Source organism: Pseudomonas saudiphocaensis, from assembly GCF_000756775.1.
In the GTDB taxonomy this organism is placed as follows: domain Bacteria; phylum Pseudomonadota; class Gammaproteobacteria; order Pseudomonadales; family Pseudomonadaceae; genus Stutzerimonas; species Stutzerimonas saudiphocaensis.
On record NZ_CCSF01000001.1, the window covers coordinates 1,248,981 to 1,268,021 of the forward strand.

Annotated in this window: 17 protein-coding genes; 8 read left to right on the forward strand and 9 right to left on the reverse strand. The window is 60.9% G+C overall.

What is annotated here, in order from left to right:
* The first annotated feature begins 98 nt into the window (after positions 1-98).
* The 4 genes from hemN (at position 99) to BN1079_RS05860 (ending at position 3,566) form a co-directional block, all read left to right on the forward strand.
* Positions 99-1,484, forward strand: coding sequence for an oxygen-independent coproporphyrinogen III oxidase (gene hemN / locus BN1079_RS05845; RefSeq protein ID WP_037022986.1), 1,386 nt, complete (start codon positions 99-101; stop codon positions 1,482-1,484).
* Positions 1,485-1,579: 95 nt separating this feature from the next.
* On the forward strand, positions 1,580-2,314 hold the full coding sequence (fnr, locus tag BN1079_RS05850; RefSeq protein ID WP_037022987.1) for a fumarate/nitrate reduction transcriptional regulator Fnr: 735 nt from the start codon (positions 1,580-1,582) through the stop codon (positions 2,312-2,314).
* Between the two features lie 10 nt (positions 2,315-2,324).
* Complete coding sequence (locus tag BN1079_RS05855; protein WP_037022989.1) at positions 2,325-2,873, forward strand: adenine phosphoribosyltransferase; 549 nt, start codon at positions 2,325-2,327, stop codon at positions 2,871-2,873.
* 78 nt (positions 2,874-2,951) lie between these two features.
* Positions 2,952-3,566 (forward strand): SCO family protein, encoded by a 615-nt coding sequence (locus BN1079_RS05860; protein ID WP_037026645.1) that lies wholly within the window; start codon positions 2,952-2,954, stop codon positions 3,564-3,566.
* Positions 3,567-3,568: 2 nt separating this feature from the next.
* Here BN1079_RS05860 and BN1079_RS05865 read toward each other — a convergent pair whose 3' ends face one another.
* The gene (locus BN1079_RS05865; RefSeq protein ID WP_037026646.1) at positions 3,569-4,351 is read right to left on the reverse strand and encodes an IclR family transcriptional regulator; all 783 of its coding nucleotides are present in this window, start codon (positions 4,349-4,351) and stop codon (positions 3,569-3,571) included.
* A gap of 239 nt (positions 4,352-4,590) precedes the next feature.
* Here BN1079_RS05865 and BN1079_RS05870 point away from each other — a divergent pair, with 239 nt between their 5' ends.
* The 4 genes from BN1079_RS05870 (at position 4,591) to BN1079_RS05885 (ending at position 10,894) form a co-directional block, all read left to right on the forward strand.
* Positions 4,591-5,727 (forward strand): efflux RND transporter periplasmic adaptor subunit, encoded by a 1,137-nt coding sequence (locus BN1079_RS05870; RefSeq protein WP_037026647.1) that lies wholly within the window; start codon positions 4,591-4,593, stop codon positions 5,725-5,727.
* A gap of 14 nt (positions 5,728-5,741) precedes the next feature.
* On the forward strand, positions 5,742-8,882 hold the full coding sequence (locus tag BN1079_RS05875) for an efflux RND transporter permease subunit (protein ID WP_037022991.1): 3,141 nt from the start codon (positions 5,742-5,744) through the stop codon (positions 8,880-8,882).
* Positions 8,879-10,309, forward strand: a complete 1,431-nt coding sequence (gene adeC, locus BN1079_RS05880; protein WP_037022992.1) for an AdeC/AdeK/OprM family multidrug efflux complex outer membrane factor — start codon at positions 8,879-8,881, stop codon at positions 10,307-10,309. The genes BN1079_RS05875 and adeC overlap by 4 nt, the downstream gene beginning before the upstream one ends.
* 69 nt (positions 10,310-10,378) lie before the next feature.
* Complete coding sequence (locus BN1079_RS05885; protein WP_037022993.1) at positions 10,379-10,894, forward strand: acyloxyacyl hydrolase; 516 nt, start codon at positions 10,379-10,381, stop codon at positions 10,892-10,894.
* Positions 10,895-10,947: 53 nt separating this feature from the next.
* On the opposite strand, the gene BN1079_RS05890 is transcribed toward BN1079_RS05885, so the two are convergent.
* The 8 genes from BN1079_RS05890 to pdxB form a co-directional block, all read right to left on the reverse strand.
* Positions 10,948-11,640 carry a type 2 periplasmic-binding domain-containing protein gene (locus tag BN1079_RS05890; protein WP_037022995.1) on the reverse strand — a complete coding sequence of 231 codons (693 nt, stop codon included), beginning with the start codon at positions 11,638-11,640 and terminating at the stop codon, positions 10,948-10,950.
* Positions 11,641-11,650: 10 nt separating this feature from the next.
* Positions 11,651-12,424, reverse strand: coding sequence for an ABC transporter permease (locus BN1079_RS05895; protein WP_037022996.1), 774 nt, complete (start codon positions 12,422-12,424; stop codon positions 11,651-11,653).
* Positions 12,421-13,167, reverse strand: coding sequence for an ABC transporter ATP-binding protein (locus BN1079_RS05900; protein ID WP_037022997.1), 747 nt, complete (start codon positions 13,165-13,167; stop codon positions 12,421-12,423). The genes BN1079_RS05895 and BN1079_RS05900 overlap by 4 nt, the downstream gene beginning before the upstream one ends.
* 203 nt (positions 13,168-13,370) lie before the next feature.
* Positions 13,371-14,360 carry an ABC transporter substrate-binding protein gene (locus BN1079_RS05905; protein ID WP_037022998.1) on the reverse strand — a complete coding sequence of 330 codons (990 nt, stop codon included), beginning with the start codon at positions 14,358-14,360 and terminating at the stop codon, positions 13,371-13,373.
* A 169-nt stretch (positions 14,361-14,529) separates the two neighbouring features.
* Entirely contained in the window at positions 14,530-15,129 is a 600-nt protein-coding gene (recR, locus tag BN1079_RS05910) for a recombination mediator RecR (protein WP_037022999.1), read from the reverse strand.
* Positions 15,130-15,418: 289 nt separating this feature from the next.
* Entirely contained in the window at positions 15,419-15,745 is a 327-nt protein-coding gene (locus BN1079_RS05915) for a YbaB/EbfC family nucleoid-associated protein (RefSeq protein ID WP_014853116.1), read from the reverse strand.
* A 19-nt stretch (positions 15,746-15,764) separates the two neighbouring features.
* The gene (gene dnaX / locus BN1079_RS05920) at positions 15,765-17,771 is read right to left on the reverse strand and encodes a DNA polymerase III subunit gamma/tau (protein ID WP_037023001.1); all 2,007 of its coding nucleotides are present in this window, start codon (positions 17,769-17,771) and stop codon (positions 15,765-15,767) included.
* 83 nt (positions 17,772-17,854) lie between these two features.
* Positions 17,855-18,997, reverse strand: coding sequence for a 4-phosphoerythronate dehydrogenase PdxB (gene pdxB, locus BN1079_RS05925; protein WP_037023002.1), 1,143 nt, complete (start codon positions 18,995-18,997; stop codon positions 17,855-17,857).
* Between the last annotated feature and the right edge of the window lie 44 nt (positions 18,998-19,041).

Here is a 19,041-nt window from a genome sequence, read left to right on the forward strand (position 1 = left end):
GGCGCCAGCCGGGGTCCTTGCCGGCTTGATACAGGTCAAGTCCGTAACCGTGTCCCCCTCCTAGAATCCGGCCCATTGCAGTCAACCGAGAACGCACGATGCTCGACGTCATTCGCTGGGATACCGATCTGATCCGTCGCTACGATCAGGCCGGGCCGCGCTATACCTCGTATCCGACTGCTCTTCAATTCAACGACAAGGTCGGCTTCTTCGACTCCCTGCACGCATTGCGTAGCAGCCGCCATGCCAACCGCCCGCTCTCGCTGTACATTCACCTGCCGTTTTGCGCCAACGCCTGCCATTACTGTGCACGCAACAGAGTCATCACCAAGGACCGCGGCTGCGCGCGGTCCTACCTTGAGCGTCTGGAAAAGGAAATTGCGCTGGTCGCCCGCCACCTCGGCCCAGACCAGGTGGTCGAGCAGCTGCATTTCGGCGGCGGCACCCCGACCTTCCTCAGCCATGACGAACTACGGCATTTGATGGCTACTCTAGGTACGCATTTTCATTTGCAGGACGACGACCACGGCGACTTCAGCATCGAAATCGACCCGCGTGAAGCCGACTGGTCAACCATGGGCTTGCTCCGTGAGCTGGGATTCAACCGCATCAGCGTCGGCGTTCAGGCACTGGACCCGGAGGTCCAGCGCGCCATCAACCGCATGCAGACTCTGGAACAAACCCAGACGATCATCGAAGCCGCCCGAACCCTGCAGTACCGCTCGATCAACATCGACCTGCTCTACGGCCTGCCGCTGCAAACGCCCGAACGTTTTGCACAAACCCTGAAGACTGTCATCGCGCTGCAACCGGACCGCGTCTCGCTGTTCAGCTATAACCACGACCCCGAGCGGTTCCAGATACAACGTCGCATCAGCGCTGCCGACCTGCCCAGCGAGACCGTCAAGCAGGCGATGCTGCAACTCGGCGTGGAAGCGCTGACCCAATCCGGTTATCGCTATATCGGCATGGAGCATTTCGCCCTACCCGATGACGAACTGGCGATCGCTCAGGAGGACGGCACGTTAATGCGCAATTTCCAGGGCTACACCACCCATGGTCATTGCGACCTGATTGGACTGGGCGTCTCGGCCATCAGCCAGATCGGTGACCTGTATTGCCAGAACAGCAGCGACATCAGCGTTTATCAGCAATCCCTGGATCAGGGGCAACTCGCCACGACGCGAGGCCTTCGCTGCAACAAAGACGACCGCATCCGACGCCAGGTCATTCAGGACCTCACCTGTTACTTCGAACTGCGCTTCGAATCCATCGAGAGCACTTTCGGCATCGATTTCAAGGACTACTTCACGTCAGCCTGGCCGGACTTGGAACGGATGGCCGACGACGGCCTTATTCAACTGAGCGACGATTCCATTGTCGTGCTGCCGGCGGGCCGCCTGCTGGTCCGCGCGTTGTGCATGCAATTCGACCACTACCTGTTTCCCGAACATCGCCCCGAGCGCCAGTCGCGCGCTTTTTGAATCAAGTCATTTAACCCTGCGGTCCTTGTGCCAATTGGCCTAAACCCGTCCCCTGGGTTAATCTTGCGCCATTCCTTAGGTTTTCAGGATTCCCCATGCCCGAGTCGCTCAAGGCCCGCACACAGCGGCAAGCTCATTGTAAGGATTGCAGCCTATCCGGCCTGTGTCTGCCGCTGTCGCTGAACATGCAGGACATGGATGCTCTCGACGAAATCGTCAAACGCGGTCGCCCGCTCAAAAAGGGTGAAATGCTGTTTCGACAAGGGGATACGTTCAGCTCCGTGTTCGCGATCCGCTCCGGTGCGCTGCGTACCTTCAGTGTCACCGACAACGGCGAGGAGCAGATCACCGGCTTTCACCTGCCTAGCGAAATGGTCGGGCTGTCCGGCATGGACACCGAGACCTACCCGGTCTCGGCTCAGGCGCTGGAAACTACCTCGGTTTGTGAAATCCCCTTCGAACGCCTCGATGAGCTCAGCGTGCTGCTACCGCAACTGCGTCGCCAGCTGATGCGCATCATGAGCCGGGAGATTCGTGACGATCAGCAGATGATGCTGTTGCTCTCGAAGAAAACCGCCGACGAGCGCATTGCCACTTTCCTAGTCAATCTCTCGGCCCGTTTCAGTGCTCGAGGGTTTTCCGCGAATCACTTCCGTCTGCCCATGTCGCGTAACGAAATCGGCAACTACCTGGGGCTGGCAGTGGAAACCGTTTCCAGGGTTTTCACCCGCTGCCAGGCAAACGGCCTGTTGGAAGCCGAAGGCAAGGAAGTACGCATCCTTGATTCCATCCGCCTGTGCGCCCTGGCGGGCGGAAACATGGACGCCTGAAGGAACCCCTATGATCTTCGATGAATTCACCATCAAGACACTGATCCGCCCAGTTCCTGACTTCCCCACGCCAGGCGTGGTGTTTCGGGACATCACACCGCTGCTGCAATCGCCCAAAGCATTGCGCATGGTGGCCGACAGCCTGATCCAGCGTTACGTCGAAAGCGATTTCACCCATATCGGCGCCCTCGACGCCCGCGGCTTCATCATTGGCTCGATCATCGCCTATGAGTTGAACAAGCCACTGATTCTGTTCCGCAAGAAAGGCAAATTGCCGGCCGATGTACTGGTCGAGTCCTACCAGAGCGAGTATGGCGAGGCCTTTCTCGAGGTCCATGCCGACAGCCTCTGCGAAGGGGATTCGGTATTGCTGCTCGATGATCTGATTGCGACCGGAGGCACCTTCATCGCCGCCGCTCAACTGGTCCGGCGCATGGGCGCACAGATATACGAAGCCGCAGCCATTATTGACCTGCCCGAACTTGGCGGCTCGCAGAAGCTTCAGGACATGGGCATCCCCACCTACACCCTGACTGCTTTCGAACTCAAGGAGCGCTGATAGCGCGCTCATTTGGCTGCTGATGTCCCGCCTGAATGGCGGGCTACAATGGAGCCACCCCAGACGAACATGATCGCCATGCTTGATTCCCTGCTTTTGCGGTGCCTGTTGATCAGCGCGCTCGCTTTCACAGCCCCGGCGTTCGCGCTGGATCGCAACGCTCTGCTGGACGATGCCAATCTGCTGCTACTCCCTCGGGAACGCGCCGTGCCCAGCATAGAGCTGATCGACCAGGACGGTCAGGCCTTCGTGACCGATGCCCTGCGGGGGCGCTGGCACATTCTCTTCTTCGGTTTCACGGCCTGCCCTGACATCTGTCCGACCACACTCAGCGACATGCGCCGCGTGTTTGCCCAGTTGCCTGCGCAGCTGCGCGATCAGCTGCAACTGGTGATGGTCACCGCCGACCCGGCACGCGACACGCCCGAACAGCTAAAGACCTATCTCAGCTATTACCGTGCAGGCTTTACCGGCCTGACCGGCGAGATGGCGCAGCTGCAACGCCTGTCAAAGGCCCTCGGCCTGCCATTCGTGCCCGCCAGCCAGACCGACGGCAGCTACAACGTCGCCCACAGCGGCAACCTGGCGCTGATCGGCCCCGATGGCACCCTTCGCGGGCACATACGCGCACCGTTCAAACTGGACGCCTTGCCGGACGCACTGAAGCAGATACTGACAGCCTCCTCGGACTGAGCTCAGGCTTCGCGTGAATTTCGCCCAATGGCGCGCTCGACGTTCTGCCTGCATGACAAGAGGGCCTGCCTGATCGTTTCCTTGTGGGTGACGGCACGGCAGCTGGGCACGACCACCGAGATGCTATAGCGGCCCAGGTAGGTATCCAGCAGGACCGAGAACGAACTCAACCCATCGATCAGCTCGCCATGATCCTCGGCCACAGCGCCGTCACGGATAAGCGCCAGTTGCTCCTGCAGGCCGGCGAAATCGAGTGTCTGCGGGGTAAGGCTCGGTAGTGGGTCAGGCAGCAACTGACGCAGCCCCTCCTCCGTCAGCGTCGCCAGATGCGCCTTGCCGCCAGCCGTGGCATAGGCCGGCGCCTTGATGCCGATGGGAAACACCACACGCAACTCGCGCTCGGCAATCGTGCGGTTAACCACATACACCTTGTCATTCACAAGCGCGCTCAGGCAGACCGACTCCTGCAGCTGCTCGGACAGGTCCAGCATGTGCGGCCTGAGCAGCGAAATGATGTCGGTCTGGGTCTGACTGATCAATTGACCGAGTGCCGGCCCCAGCCGGAAACCACCGCTTGGCCCCAAGGTTTCGACCAGATATTCGCTTTCCAGCGCATTGATGATGCGCTGCACCGTCGAGCGCGGTAGATCAACGATCTGCGCAATAGCCGCCAGGCTCAGACCCTGCGGATTATTGCCCAGGGCGCGCATGACAGCCGCTGCACGAGCGATTACCTGAATACCGGCATGCTTGCCGGCTTCGCCCACCGGGTCTGTCTGAGTCATTTTTTTCTCCGTCAGCATCTCTGATCCATGTTCAAGGGCTGCATTGTCCTGCAGCACTGCTGCCGAGCGCCAGAACATCACGTCCGCAATGAGTGACCGGGAACAGCTCTGCATGAAACATTTTTTACCCTATTTCTCCTTGGATCCGCTGAACCGCACAATGGTACACTTGACCGACATGCGATACACAGCTTTCGTGCGTCCCAAGGAGCCAACAATTGAACAAGCCAGAAAAATCACTGCGTGCCAGCAAGCAGCTAGCGCCCCTGACCGCACTTTTGTTGCTGGTCGGCTGCTCAGAAGCTCAAAAAAAAGAAGAAGCGCCGCCCGTCCCTGAAGTTGGGGTTTATCAGATCCAGGCGCAGCCACTGACGCTGACCACCGACCTGCCAGGCCGCACCAGAGCCTATCGGGTAGCTGAGGTTCGCCCGCAGGTTTCCGGAATTCTTCAGCAACGCCTGTTCACCGAAGGCACCGAGGCCAAAAAGGGCCAGCAGCTCTACCAGATCGACCCGCGCACCTATGAAGCCGTGCTGGCTCGCGCCGAGGCCAACCTGGTCACTGCTGAAAACCTCGCCAAACGCTATGAGCGGCTGCTCAAGACCAATGCGGTGAGCCGCCAGCAATACGATGACGCACTGGCTGCCTGGAAACAGGCTCAGGCGGAGGTACAAGTGGCCCGTATCGATGTGCAGTACACCAAAGTGCTGTCGCCCATCTCCGGGCGTATCGGTCGTTCGGCTGTCACCGAAGGCGCACTGGTGACCAACGGGCAGGCTCAGCCTCTGGCCACCGTGACCCAGCTCGACCCGATCTATGTGGACGTCAACCAGCCGATCACCAAGCTTCTGAGTCTGCGTCGTGCGCTGGAATCCGGCCGTCTGCAGAACGCCGGTGAGGACAAGGCGCAAGTCAGCCTGACGCTGGACGATGGCAGCGTCTATCCGTTGCCCGGCACGCTGCAGTTCTCCGAGGTCAGCGTGGACCCGACCACCGGCTCGGTAACCCTGCGCGCCGAATTCCCCAACCCTGATCGCAAGCTGCTGCCCGGCATGTTCGTGCATGCATTGCTCAAGGAAGGCACCCAGGAAAACGCCATTCTCGTACCGCAGCAGGCGGTCAGCCGCGATGCCCGCGGCGTACCCAGCGTTTGGGTGGTCAAGCCGGACGACAGCGTGGAACAGCGCGAAGTCGAGACCCTGCGCACGGTCGGAAACGCCTGGCTTATCGGCAAAGGCGTAAGCGATGGCGAACGCGTAATCACCGAAGGCACCCAGCGCGCCCGCAGTGGCATCAAGGTCAAGCCCGTGGAAGCCACGAACGTCAGATTGGTCTCCGAGTTCGCCCCGGCGACAACCACCGCCGCGGCCAATTGAGGAGCTGAAGGTTAATGTCTCGTTTCTTTATCGACCGGCCGATATTCGCCTGGGTGCTGGCGATCGTCGCCATGCTCGCCGGCGCGTTATCGCTGGTAAAAATGCCCATCAGCCAGTACCCCAACATCGCCGCCCCGGCTGTTGCCATTGCCGTGTCCTACCCCGGCGCCTCCGCACAGACCGTGCAGGACACGGTGGTGCAGGTCATCGAACAGCAGCTCAGCGGGCTCGACGGCTTCCGCTACATGTCGGCTGAAAGCCGCTCCGACGGCAGCATGACCATCATCGTGACCTTCGAGCAGGGCACCGACCCCGACATCGCCCAGGTCCAGGTGCAGAACAAACTGCAACTGGCTACCCCCCGGCTGCCCGAGGAAGTGCAGCGCCAAGGGCTGCGAGTAGTGAAGTATCAGAAGAACTTCTTCCTGATCATCGGCCTGGCGGACACCACCGGCAAGATGACCAACTTTGACCTCGGCAACCTGATCGCCTCCCAGCTGCAGGACCCCATCTCGCGCGTCGATGGCGTGGGTGACTACCTGCTGTTCGGCTCACCCTATGCCATGCGCATCTGGCTCGATCCGGCCAAGCTCAACAGCTACCAGCTGATGCCCGGCGACGTCGCCAACGCCATCCGCGAACAGAACGTGCAGGTCTCCTCCGGCCAGCTCGGCGGCTTGCCAACCCGCGCCGGCGTGCAGCTCAACGCCACCGTATTGGGCAAGACCCGTATGACCACGCCGGCTGAATTCGAAGAGATTCTGGTCAAGGTCAATGCCGATGGCTCACAGGTACGCGTCAAGGACATTGCCAAGGTTGAGCTGGGCGCAGACAACTTCTCCATCTTCAGTAAGCGCAACGGTCAGCCATCAGCAGGCCTGGCGCTGCGCCTGGCATCCGGCGGCAACCTGCTGGAAACCGTGAAGGCAGTGAAGGCCGAGATGGAAAAGCAGAAAGCCTACCTGCCTGAAGGCGTCGAGGTGCTCTACCCCTATGACACCACGCCGGTGGTGGAAGCCTCCATCAGCTCGGTCATTCACACCATCATCGAGGCTGTGGTGCTGGTGTTTCTGGTGATGTACCTGTTCCTGCAGAACTTCCGCGCTACCTTGATTCCAACTCTGGCGGTGCCGGTCGTACTTCTTGGCGCCTTTGCACTGCTGCCCTACTTCGGACTCAGCATCAACGTGCTGACCATGTATGCGATGGTTCTGGCCATCGGCCTGCTGGTGGACGACGCCATCGTGGTGGTGGAAAACGTCGAGCGCCTGATGCACGAGGAAGGGCTGACGCCACTGGAAGCCACGCGCAAATCCATGGGGCAGATCCAGGGCGCGCTGGTCGGCATTGGCCTGGTGCTGTCAGCCGTATTCGTGCCCATGGCTTTCTTCGGCGGCTCGGCCGGCATCATCTACAAGCAGTTCGCGGTAACCATCGTGCTCTGCATGAGCCTCTCGGTTCTGGTAGCGATGATCTTCACCCCGGCGCTATGCGCCACCATCCTGAAGAAGCCCAAGGGCGGCGCCCACCAGGAGAAAAAAGGTTTCTTCGGTTGGTTCAACCGCATCTTTGACCGCGGTACCGCTCGCTTCGAGCGCGGCGTCGCCGGAATGATCAAGCGCCGTGGGCGCTATCTGCTGGCGTTTGTGCTGATCACCGCGGGTACCGGCTATCTGTTCACCCAGATTCCCAAGGCATTCCTGCCAAACGAGGACCAGGGGCTGATGATGGTGGAAGTACGCATGCCGGTGAACTCCTCCTCCGAACGCACCGAAGCAGTTCTTACCCAAGTGCAGGACTACCTGAGGAGCCAGGAAGGCGAGCTGATCGAGCACGTGCTGACGGTCAACGGCTTCAACTTTGCCGGTCGCGGACAGAACTCCGGCCTTGGCCTGGTCATGCTCAAGGGCTGGGAGCATCGCTCCGAGGACGGCCAGGACGTGTTTAGCATTGCCGAACGCGCCAACGCCCACTTCGCAACGATCAAAGATGCCTCGGTGATGGCGTTCGTGCCCCCGGCAATTCTGGAAATGGGTAACGCCATGGGCTTCAACCTCTTCCTGCAGGACAATGCGGGGCTGGGTCATGAAGCACTGATGGAGGCGCGGGACGAGTTCCTGCAACTGGCCAACGAGCACCCGAAACTGCGTGCGGTACGCCCCAACGGCAAGGATGACGAGCCGCAATATCAGGTCATCATTGACGATGAGAAGGCTCGCGCGCTGCAGGTCAGCATCGCCTCGATCAACGAAACCATGAGCGCCGCCTGGGGCTCGATGTACGTCAACGACTTCATCGATCGCGGTCGGGTCAAGCGCGTCTATATTCAGGGTCAGGACGATTCGCGCATCTCGCCCGAAGACTTTGACCAGTGGTACGTGCGTAACGCCCTGGGCGAGATGGTGCCGTTCTCGGCCTTCGCCACCGGCGAGTGGACCTTCGGCTCGCCCAAGCTGGAGCGCTACGGCGGCATCTCCGCGGTGGAAATCCTCGGCGAGCCGGCGCCCGGCTACAGCACCGGCGACGCCATGGTCGCCATCGCAGCGATCATGCAGGAACTGCCACCGGGCATCGGTCTGAGCTATACCGGCCTGTCCTATGAGGAAATCCAGACCGGTGACCAGGCGCCCATGCTCTATGCGCTGACCGTGCTGATCGTGTTCCTCTGTCTGGCCGCTCTCTATGAGAGCTGGTCGGTGCCGGCCTCGGTGATGCTGGTAGTACCGCTGGGCATCCTCGGTGCGGTGCTCGCCACGCTGTTCCGCGACCTCACCGCCGACGTTTACTTCCAGATCGGCCTGATGACCACGGTTGGCCTGTCGGCGAAGAACGCCATCCTTATCGTCGAGTTCGCCAAGGATCTGTACGAGAAGGAAGGCATGCCCCTGATCGACGCCGCCGTACATGCGGCCAGGCTCCGGCTGCGGCCAATCGTCATGACGTCCCTGGCGTTCACCTTCGGCGTCATGCCGATGGCGCTGGCCAGTGGCGCCGGTGCTGGCAGCCAGCACTCGGTCGCAACCGGCGTAGTCGGCGGGATGATCACCGCCACCATGCTCGCCGTGTTCTTCGTGCCGCTGTTCTACGTGGTCGTGGTCAAGCTGTTTGAAGGACGCAAGAAGGCCCAGGCCGATGGTCAAGGAGAATCCGTATGAGACTCAAGCATCTGACCGTCGCGGTAACGCTGGCGCTGTCCGGCTGTAGCCTGATTCCCGACTACCAGCGCCCGGACATGCCGATACAGGCACAGTGGCCGGAAGGCGCTGCCTATGATCAAGGCGTGTCGGCGAGTACCAACGCCACGGAACTGGGTTGGCGACAGTTCTTCGTCGACCCGACTCTGCAGCGTCTGATCAGCCTTTCACTGGAAAATAACCGCGACCTGCGCCAGGCGGCGCTTAACGTCGAGGCCTACCGAGCGCAGTACCGAATCAGCCGTTCTGATCTATTCCCCAGCATCGGCGTGGAGGGCAGCGGCCAGCGCCAGCGTCTGCCGGCGGATCTGTCAAACACCGGTGAAGCCGGAATCGCCAGCCAGTACGGCGTAACCCTTGGCGTCAGCGCCTACGAGCTGGACCTCTTCGGCCGCCTGCGCAGCCTGGAGGAAGGTGCACTGGCGCGCTATCTGGCCACCGAGGAAGCACAACGCAGCGTGCAGATCGGGTTGGTCAGTGACGTCGCCATGGCCTACCTGACCTGGCGCACCGATCAGGGCTTGCTGGAGCTGACCCGCGGCACGCTCTACAGCTACGGCAAGAGCCTGAGCCTGGTGCAGGCCGCCCACGATGTGGGCACCGCATCGGCACTGGACGTGCGCCAGGCACGCAGCCTGGTGGAACAGGCGCGTGTGCAGTTCGCCCGCTATTCGCGCCTGGTCGCCCAGGATGCCAACCTGCTGCGCCTGTTGCTCGGTACCGAACTGCCTGCCGATCTGTCCGAAGGCTTTGGCTTCAACAGTGTGTTTGCCGAGCTGCCGGTAGGCATGCCGGCAGATCTGCTGCTGCGCCGGCCGGACATCCGCGCCGCCGAATACCGGCTGCAGGCGGCCAATGCCAACATCGGTGCGGCACGTGCAGCGTTCTTCCCGAGCATTCGCCTGACGGCTGCGGCTGGCACTCTGAGCAGTGAGCTCGATGGGCTGTTCGAAGGTGGTTCGGGGACTTGGAGCTTTATGCCGCAGATCAACATCCCCATCTTCACTGCCGGCCGACTCAAGGCCAACCTCGACTACGCCGAGGTGCAAAAGGACATCAACATCGCGCAGTACGAACAGTCCATTCAAACCGCATTCCGCGAAGTCGCCGATGGCCTGGCCGCACGCGGCACCTTCGAAGAGCAGCTGCAGGCTCAGGCCGACCTGACCAAGACCACCCAGGAATACCTGGAACTGGCGCAGCAACGCTACCAGGAAGGCGTGGACAACTACCTGGCCGTTCTCGATGCGCAACGCGAGCTGTTCTCTGCCCAGCAGCAGCTGCTAAGTGATCGGCTGCTGCAACTCCAGAGCGAGGTGCAGCTGTTCAAGGCGCTAGGCGGTGGCTGGTCGGAGAACGTCGCGCTGGGTAACGAAACGTCGCAATAAAACGGCGGGCCGGCTTTTCAGCCGGCCCTGCAACAGCCGTTCAGATTGTTCTAGAAAAAGGAGAGAATCATGAAAAATCGCTTTGCACTGCCATTGGCAATTGCCCTTCTGGCCGGCACCGCCTCTGCTACAGCCGCCGAGTTCTCCGGTGCGCTGGGCGTGACGGGCCAGGGCGACATGAACTACCGCGCCGGTTTGGCGTTCGACTGGGACAAGACCTGGCTCAACAGCGACAACGGCCACCTGAGCGGCTATTGGGATGCCGCCTATACCTATTGGGAAGGTGACGACTATGCCGGTGCGCACTCATTGTCCTTCGCTCCGGTCTTCGTCTACGAGTTCAACGGCTTCAAATACACGCCCTTCGTTGAAGGGGGTGTCGGTGTGGCCTTCTTCTCCAAAACCGATGTCGGTGAGCAGCAGCTTGGCTCCTCGTTCAACTTCGAGAACCGCATCGGCGCCGGTCTGAAGCTGCCGCACGAACAGAAAGTCGGCATCCGCGCCATGCATTACTCCAATGCCGGCATCAAGCAGCCTAATGACGGCATCGAGTCCTACTCACTGTTCTACAGCCGCCAGTTCTGAGTGTCGCCAGTTGTTGGCGATGCGCAAGGCTCGCCAACAACTCAAGGCCTGTTTCAGTGGCAATCCAGAGTGTCGGCCAGCACATAGGCCTCAAAGGCCACCTCGTTGATCCAGTAAGCGATCAACTCCTCCAGCTTCCCCGTTTCATGCCACTGCGCCAGTAGCTCGTCGAGCTTTGCCTGTAACGCGGCATCCGACGTGCTGATGCGCAGCCTTTGCTCACCTTCCGGCAAGGCTTCAAGCAAGCTGTTGTACCGGCGCCACTCGGGCAACTCCGCCATTTCGGTCAGCAGGCGCTGGTCATCAACAACCGCGCGGCACTCGCCCAGTTTGAGGCCGATCAGGGCATGGGCGGTACTGGGATACTCGCGCGGTTGCGCGCCGAAGCGCTGCATCAGCGGTGCATAAGGACTGGCAGCTGCAAGACAGACCGGCTGATTACGCAGATGCCGCCATTCAGAGACACCACCCTCGTTCGCCGTCAGTGCTGCCGGTATGGCCTGGTAGTAGAGCGCACCTACTTCTGCCGGCCCCAGGCGCAGGTCGGCGCTGCCAGGCTGCTGCGTAACGGCAACCGGCTGCTCCAGCGCCTCGGCCAAGGCCTCCAGCAATGCACGCTCGAAACTTGCCGTTTCAGTGCTCGACAGCAAGCGGTAGTCGGGCAGCGCCGCCTGGAGCGATTGAGCGGCTACCAGGCCCGGCCCCAACAGGGCCGGCAACAAGACCAGAAGCGACAATGCACGCACGGCAGCGACCTCAGACGTATTGGTAACGCAGCATCCGTTGCTTGAATTTTTCCAGAATCACCTGATCGATCAGGGTGGCAAGGATGGCAATCACCAGGATATTCATCATCACGCCGGTCATGTCGGCGATCTCACCGGAGTAAGCCAGCGAGCGACCGAGACCCTGACCGAAGCCGATCAGCATTTCCGCAGAGATCAAAGCACGCCAGGCGTTGCCAAACGCCAGCTGGGCGCCAGTAATCAGCTCTGGCATGACGGCCGGCAGGTATACCCGTCGCAGCAGCTGCCAGCGTGACGCACCCATGACCCGCGCCGCCGAGACATGCACAGGCTGCACACTTTCGGTGGCATTCATCACCGACAGCGCCATGGGGAAGAATGCGGACAGCGCCACTACCACGATGATCGGCAGGTTGCCGAAACCCATAACGATCAGAAACAGCGGCACCCAGGCAATCGAGGGAATCGATTGCAGAATGACGATGGCCGAACGCAGGATCTCGCGGAAGAAGAACAGCACCCCGCCGACCAGGCCGAAACCGATGCCGAACAGCAAGGCGAAACTGTAGGCAGTACCCAGACGACTCATGCTACCGGACAGGCCATCAAGGAAAGCCGGCTCCTGAACTGTGGCGAACAACCGCTCGACCACGGTGGGAATACCCGGCATCAGAAACGACGGCAGGCTCCAGGCCGCGACTTGCCAGATCAGCAGGATAAACAGGACCGCCAGGAACACGGCGAGGTATTTTTTCGGACCGGTCAAACGACGTGGCTGACTCATGGCTGGCCGACCTCCGTCTTGATTCCCAGCAAGCGCAGGATCTCGGTGCGCTCTGCAGCGAACGCGGTGAGGTCGTGGCTTTTCTCACAATGGGTGAAGTTGAAGGTTTTTAGTACCCGAGCCGGACGCGCGCTGAATACCAATACATGATCGGCCAGATACAGCGCCTCATCCACGTCATGGGTTACCAGCAGCACAGTGGGCTGATGTTCCTTGATCAGATCCAAAAGCACATCCTGCAGCGCCATGCGAGTCAAGGCGTCCAAGGCGCCGAAAGGCTCGTCGAGCAGAAGGACTTCGGGGCTGGCGATGAACGCACGGGCAAGGGCCGTACGCTGGCGCATGCCACCGGACACCTGGTGCGGATAGTAATGCTCGAAACCATCCAGACTGACCCGAGCCAGCCAGGTCTTAGCCTGTTCGAACGCGCTGGCCTTGGCCACGCCTTGAAGCTCCAGCGCCATGGCGACGTTGGCCTGCAGGCTCAACCAGGGATAAAGCGCGTGCTCCTGGAACACCAGCGTGCGCCTTGGACTCGGCCCTGGAATCTTCTCGCCATCTGCAAGCACACGGCCGGCGGTAGGGTTTTCCAATCCAGCCACCAGATGCAGCAAGGTCGATTTTCCGCAGCCCGAGGGCCCGACCAATGCCACCAATTCGCCTTGGGAAAACTCGGCATTGAAGCCCTTGATGACCTCAAGTTGCCCGAACTGTTTGTCTACTTCTTCAAATCTGAGCTGCATGAAAAACCTGAAAATACTTCGCCGGCATCAGCCGGCGGAATGAAAACTGCCCGGCACCAAGCCGGGCAATGAACAACTTTGTTTTTTGGCAGATCGCTGAAAGCTTGGCGGCGCCCCGAGAAAAGGCGCCTCAGGCGAGAAACGCAGCGAGGTAAAGCCGGTGGCTGCCCAGCAGGCTATCCGCCGACGCGACCAGTTTTAGCTTAAAGCTCGCGTGCTTCCTGCCAGCTCAGATCCAGGATCGCGCTGGTATCGAACGGCTTGCCGTCACGGGTTTTTAGCGAACCCAGTTCCTGCAGGATATCGGCCAGCTCCTGGATGCGCGCCAGATCGCCCTCGTCCAGCTTGGCGGTGAAGTCTTGGGTTGCGATGGCTTCTTCGATCACCACTTCACGGGGCAGTTCGCCACGCTCCAGCGTCTTGAGCGTCGGCTCGGCGATGAAGTAGTCGGCGATCAGCTTGGCCGCTTCGGCCGGCTGATTTTCCAGCAGCTCGATGGCGTCACGCTGGGCGTCAAGGGACTTCCAGACAGCATCCTTGCGCTTGGCCAGAGTCTCGCCGGAAGTGATTACCACCATGCAGGGGAACGGCCATACTTCACCGATCTCATAGATCTGCTTGACCGGCGCTACCAGTTGGGCGATGCGGTCATAAGGCTCGAAGAGGAAGGCTGCATCGACACGTCCGGATACCAGCGACTGCACGGCAACCGCCGGGCTGACGCCCATGATGTTCAGGTCATTGGGAGTGAGTCCCGCCGCCTTCAGCGTTACGCCGCGCAGCACCGAATCGGCGGTACTGCCCTCGCGCTGGGAAGCCAGGCTGTGGCCCTTGAGGCCGGCAACGTCTTCAATACCGGTTTCGTTGCGGACCAGAATCGAGTGATAACCCTGTTGCGCACCGCCTACTACCTTAAGGTCAGCGCCTTTGGAAGCCCATGCCACGGCGTTGGTAAAGCCCAGCACACCGGTGTCCAGCTGCCCGCCGACGATAGCCTTGATCAGGTCGGTACCGGAGCTGAATTCGATCAGCTCAACGTCCAGCCCATGCTTTTCATAGAGTTTGGCCTCGTAGGCAACCATCGCCTGGGCATCGTCCATAACGCGAATGTAGCCAACCTTGAATTTTTCCTGGGCCTGCGCAAACGCGCTCACCAGCAACAGGGCGGGAATTAGCCAGTACCTTGCCTTCATCTTCAACCTCACGCAGTGCATGTGAGATATATAACCAAAAGAAAGGGGTTTATTCCTTTTGGTTATTTACCGTTCTTGGCTTAGAACTTTACACGAATTACTGGGCACCTCGCACCCTCTAGATGGCCATATGCATCCATCCAAGGGTTATAAGGAGACTGACAGATCGCTATAGACTGATGGTCTTGCGTCCGGCCAAGGCATGGGCAAGGGTGCCGCCGTCCACCAGATCCAGCTCGCCCCCCAGGGGCACGCCATGGGCGATGCGGCTTAATGTCAGACCTTTGGGAATCAACAGCTGGGCAATGTAATGGGCAGTCGCCTCGCCTTCCACGGTCGGGTTGGTGGCCAGGATCACTTCACTGAAACTGCCCGCCGCAACGCGCGCCAGCAACTCGGGAATGCCGATAGCCTCCGGCCCCAGGCCATCGAGGGGTGACAGGTGGCCCTTGAGCACAAAATAGCGTCCGCGAAAACCGGTCTGCTCGACCGCGAAGACATCGACTGGGCTCTGCACGATGCACAGCAGGCTATCGTCGCGCCGCGGGTCGGCGCATTGTGCGCACAACTCTTCCTCGCTGAGGGTGCGGCACTGCCGACAGTAGGCGACATTTTCCATCGCCTGGGTCAGTGCCTGGGCCAGGCGCAGACCACCACTGCGATCACGCTCGAGCATCTGCAGGGCCATGCGTTGTGCGGTCTTCTGCCCGACACCGGGGAGAACACGCAACGCATCGATGAGTTGACGGATCAGGGGGCTGAAACTCATGGAGATCTCGACAAAAAAACGGGAAGAACCAAGCCGCAAGCGATCAGGATGAGCTTTTTCATCGCACCCGCAGGTGCTATGTGGAGCGATTTATCTGCAGCTTGCGGGCTTCTGTTGGCCACCTGAGGTGCGAGGCTTCATCTGTAAGGACGACTACGGGGGTGGCGCCCCCACAAAGTCATGGCAAGCACCGCACCGTGGGAGGCGCGCCATCGCTACGAATATGGCAGAGGCCCGCAGAAGCCTCCTCACACCTCAATGTTTGCAACAGCGATTTGGTAAAGCCGTTTTAGAACGGCATCTTGAAGCCTGGCGGCAACTGCATTCCGGCGGTCATGCCGGCCATCTTTTCCTGGCTGTTCGCCTCGATCTTGCGTACCGCATCGTTCACCGCGGCAGCGATCAGGTCTTCGAGAATGTCCTTGTCTTCCTGCATCAGGCTGTCATCCAGGCTGACACGCTTGACGTCATGACGACCATTCATAACCACGCTGACCAGCCCGGCACCGGACTGACCGGTTACTTCGGCGTTCGCCAACTCTTCCTGCATCTTCTGCATTTTTTCCTGCATCTGCTGCGCCTGCTTCATCAGGCCGGCCATGCCACCTTTCATCATGTCTGTGTCCTCGGGTCGGTCAGGGTTGTTCCAGGGGTTCGATGGTGCCTTCTCGGATCACTGCCGCGAATTGCTGCATCAATTGCTGAACCAGCGGATCGGACTGGATCGATTGTTCGGCTGCCTGCTGACGTTGCGCACGATACCGAGCAGCCGCCTGAGCCGGGGTTTCCTGCTCGGGTTTCTGCAGCTCGATCACCAGCTTCAGGGGACGACCGTGATACTGATCGAGCGCCTCGTTCAGCCGTCGCTGCTGGGTGGCGTTAAACAGCGCACTCTGCGCCGGGTCCAGGTGCATTACCCAGCAGTCATCTTCAACCGAAACCAGCGTGCAGTTGGATGCGATGCTTCCGGTCAGTCCGGACAGGCCAAGCTTTAAGTAAATGCTCTGCCACTCGGCTGCCAGCCCCGTGGCCGGCGCCATGGCAAGTGCCGGCTCGACTTCTGCCGGAGCGGGCTCCAGCGCATCGAGCGTATGCAGATAGGCTTCTGCCTGGGTTTCCACCTCGAAGTAATCTTCATCGCTCAACGGCGGCTCGTCGTCATCCACGTCCTCGACCGGAGCCACTACGGCGACCGGCTCGCTAGCGACTTCAGTCGGCGCGGACTCGGCGAGCGGCTCACTGACAGGTGGGTCCGGTCGCTCTTCCCAAGGCAGATCAACTGGCACCGCTGCAGACGCGGGCTGGTCCGCAGGCTTCTCGACGACGGGCGCCTGTGCAGGTGCTGCAGGCTCAATAGGAGCAGGCTCACTGATCGCCTCGACAACAGGCTGCGGCGAAACCTCAGGCTCGGCGGCGATACTGGCTGGCTCGGCAACAGCGGCGGGTGCTACAGGCGCAGCCGCAACCTTCGTGGCGGCCACCGGCGCCGCCTGGGGATCAGTCGTGGCCGGGCTGATCCCCTCAATCTTTAAGGGTGTTCGCGGCGTGTTTTCACTACCGGCCGGGCGAAACGCCAGCATACGCAGCAGAACCATCTCGAAACCGCTACGCGGGTCCGGCGCCAGGGGCAGATCGCGACGGCCGATCAGACCCACCTGGTAATAGAACTGCACGTCCTCGGCGGGCAACGCCTGGGCCAGGGCCAGCACCCGGTCGCGGTCACCCTGGCCATTGTCCACCGCCTCGGGCAATGCCTGGGCAATGGCTACCCGGTGCAGCACATTGAGTATTTCAGCGAGCACGCCACCCCAGTCAGGGCCTTGCTCGGCAAGATGACGAACCGCCTCCAGCAGTGCTCGGGCATCGCCTTCCAATAGCGCCTGCAGCACGCCATACACCTGACCATGGTCCAGCGTGCCGAGCATGCTGCGCACATCTTCGGCCAGCACCTTGCCTTCGCCGAAGGCGATCGCCTGGTCGGTCAGGCTCATGGCATCGCGCATCGAGCCGTCGGCAGCGCGACCCAGCAGCCAGAGGGCATCCTCCTCGAAGGGGACGTTTTCCACACTCAGCACATGGGTCAGGTGCTCGACCACCCGCTCCGGCGGCATGTTCTTCAGCGAGAACTGCAGGCAGCGCGAGAGAATGGTGACAGGCAGTTTCTGCGGATCAGTGGTGGCCAGCAGGAATTTGACGTGCGGCGGCGGCTCTTCAAGGGTCTTAAGCAGCGCGTTGAAGGAATGCGACGAGAGCATGTGCACTTCGTCGATCAGGTAGACCTTGAAGCGACCCCGGCTGGGTGCGTACTGCACGTTATCCAGCAGCTCGCGCGTGTCTTCGACCTTGGTCCGGCTCGCGGCATCAACTTCGATCAGGTCGACGAAGCGCCCTTCGTCGATCTCGCGGCACACCGAACATTGCCCGCAGGGTGTGGAGCTGACGCCGGTTTCGCAGTTCAGACACTTGGCGATAATCCGCGCAATGGTGGTCTTGCCCACCCCACGCGTGCCGGTAAATAAATAGGCGTGATGCAGGCGCTGGCTATCCAGCGCATTGATCAGGGCCTTGAGCACATGCGTCTGCCCGACCATTTCGCCGAACGAGCGGGGACGCCATTTACGGGCCAGAACCTGATAACTCATAACACCATCGCGGGGAAAGCAGAGGACGGGTAATGCTAGCGGAGCAGGCCGCAAATTGCATCCGGCCTGTCACATCCGGCGCATCAGCTCTTGAGCTGGCAACCCAGCGCGCGCGCGACCTGCTCCAGCGATGCCTGCCCGGCCACATCCACTTCCAGCCCGTCGACTTCCCGGCGCGGCGGATAGTGTTTACGCAGCTGATCGAAACCGGAACGGCGCTGCTCTTCGTCTCCGCCCAAGCTCCGACGGAAGGCTGCATCGTCACGCCGGGGGTCGTATACCGCTCGGCAGAGGGTGGTGAGCACGTCCTCCGGGGTAGCGGTGTCCGCGAACGAAAGACTGCGCAAGGGCGCAACCGGCATCAGGTCGGCCAGCTCCACCGTCGGCTCCAGCCCCTGACCTGCACAGAACGCCTGATAGATCTGCGCAGTACCACGCAGCTTGCCGTCCAGGCTGTAACCGGCGATATGCGGTGTTGCAACCCAGCACAGTTCGGCCAGCGCGACATCGACCTGCGGCTCGCCTTCCCACACGTCCAGCACAGCCTGGATATCGGGACGTCGCGCCAGCTGTTCACGCAGCGCGGCGTTGTCCACCACAGCACCGCGACTGGCGTTGATCAGCCAACTGCCTGGGCGCAGTTGCTCCAGGCGGGTCTGGTCGAAGAGATGGAAGGTGGCATGTTCGCCATCCAGTGTCAGCGGCGTGTGCAGGCTGATCACATCGCAGGTTTCCACGATTTCGTCTAGGCTCACGAAGTCGCCAACCTCGCGCGCCTGACGCAGCGGATCACAGACCCGCACCTCCCAACCCAGGCCACGCAGAACATCCACCAGCCGCCCGCCAACTTCGCCGGCGCCAACCACGCCATAACGTCGGCCAGCCAGCTCGACGCCCTCGCCGTCAGCCAGGGCCAACAAACAGCCCAGCACATAATCAACCACGCCACGCGCATTGCAGCCAGGCGCGCTGGCCCAGGCGATACCTGCTTCCGAGAAATAATCCAGATCCAGATGGTCGGTACCGATGGTGCAGGTGCCAACGAAACGTACCTTGCTGTCCTGCAAAAGCTCACGATCAACCCGCGTGACCGAGCGCACCAGCAACACATCTACTCCCTCAAGTGCTGCCCTGTTGATCTTCCGCCCGGGCATACGTCGGATCTCCGCGTGTTCGGCAAAAAACGCTTCGACCAGTGGAATGTTTTCGTCGGCAAGAATGCGCATACAGTGCTCCATCAGTGACCCGCCTATTCTAGACCGCGCCAGCC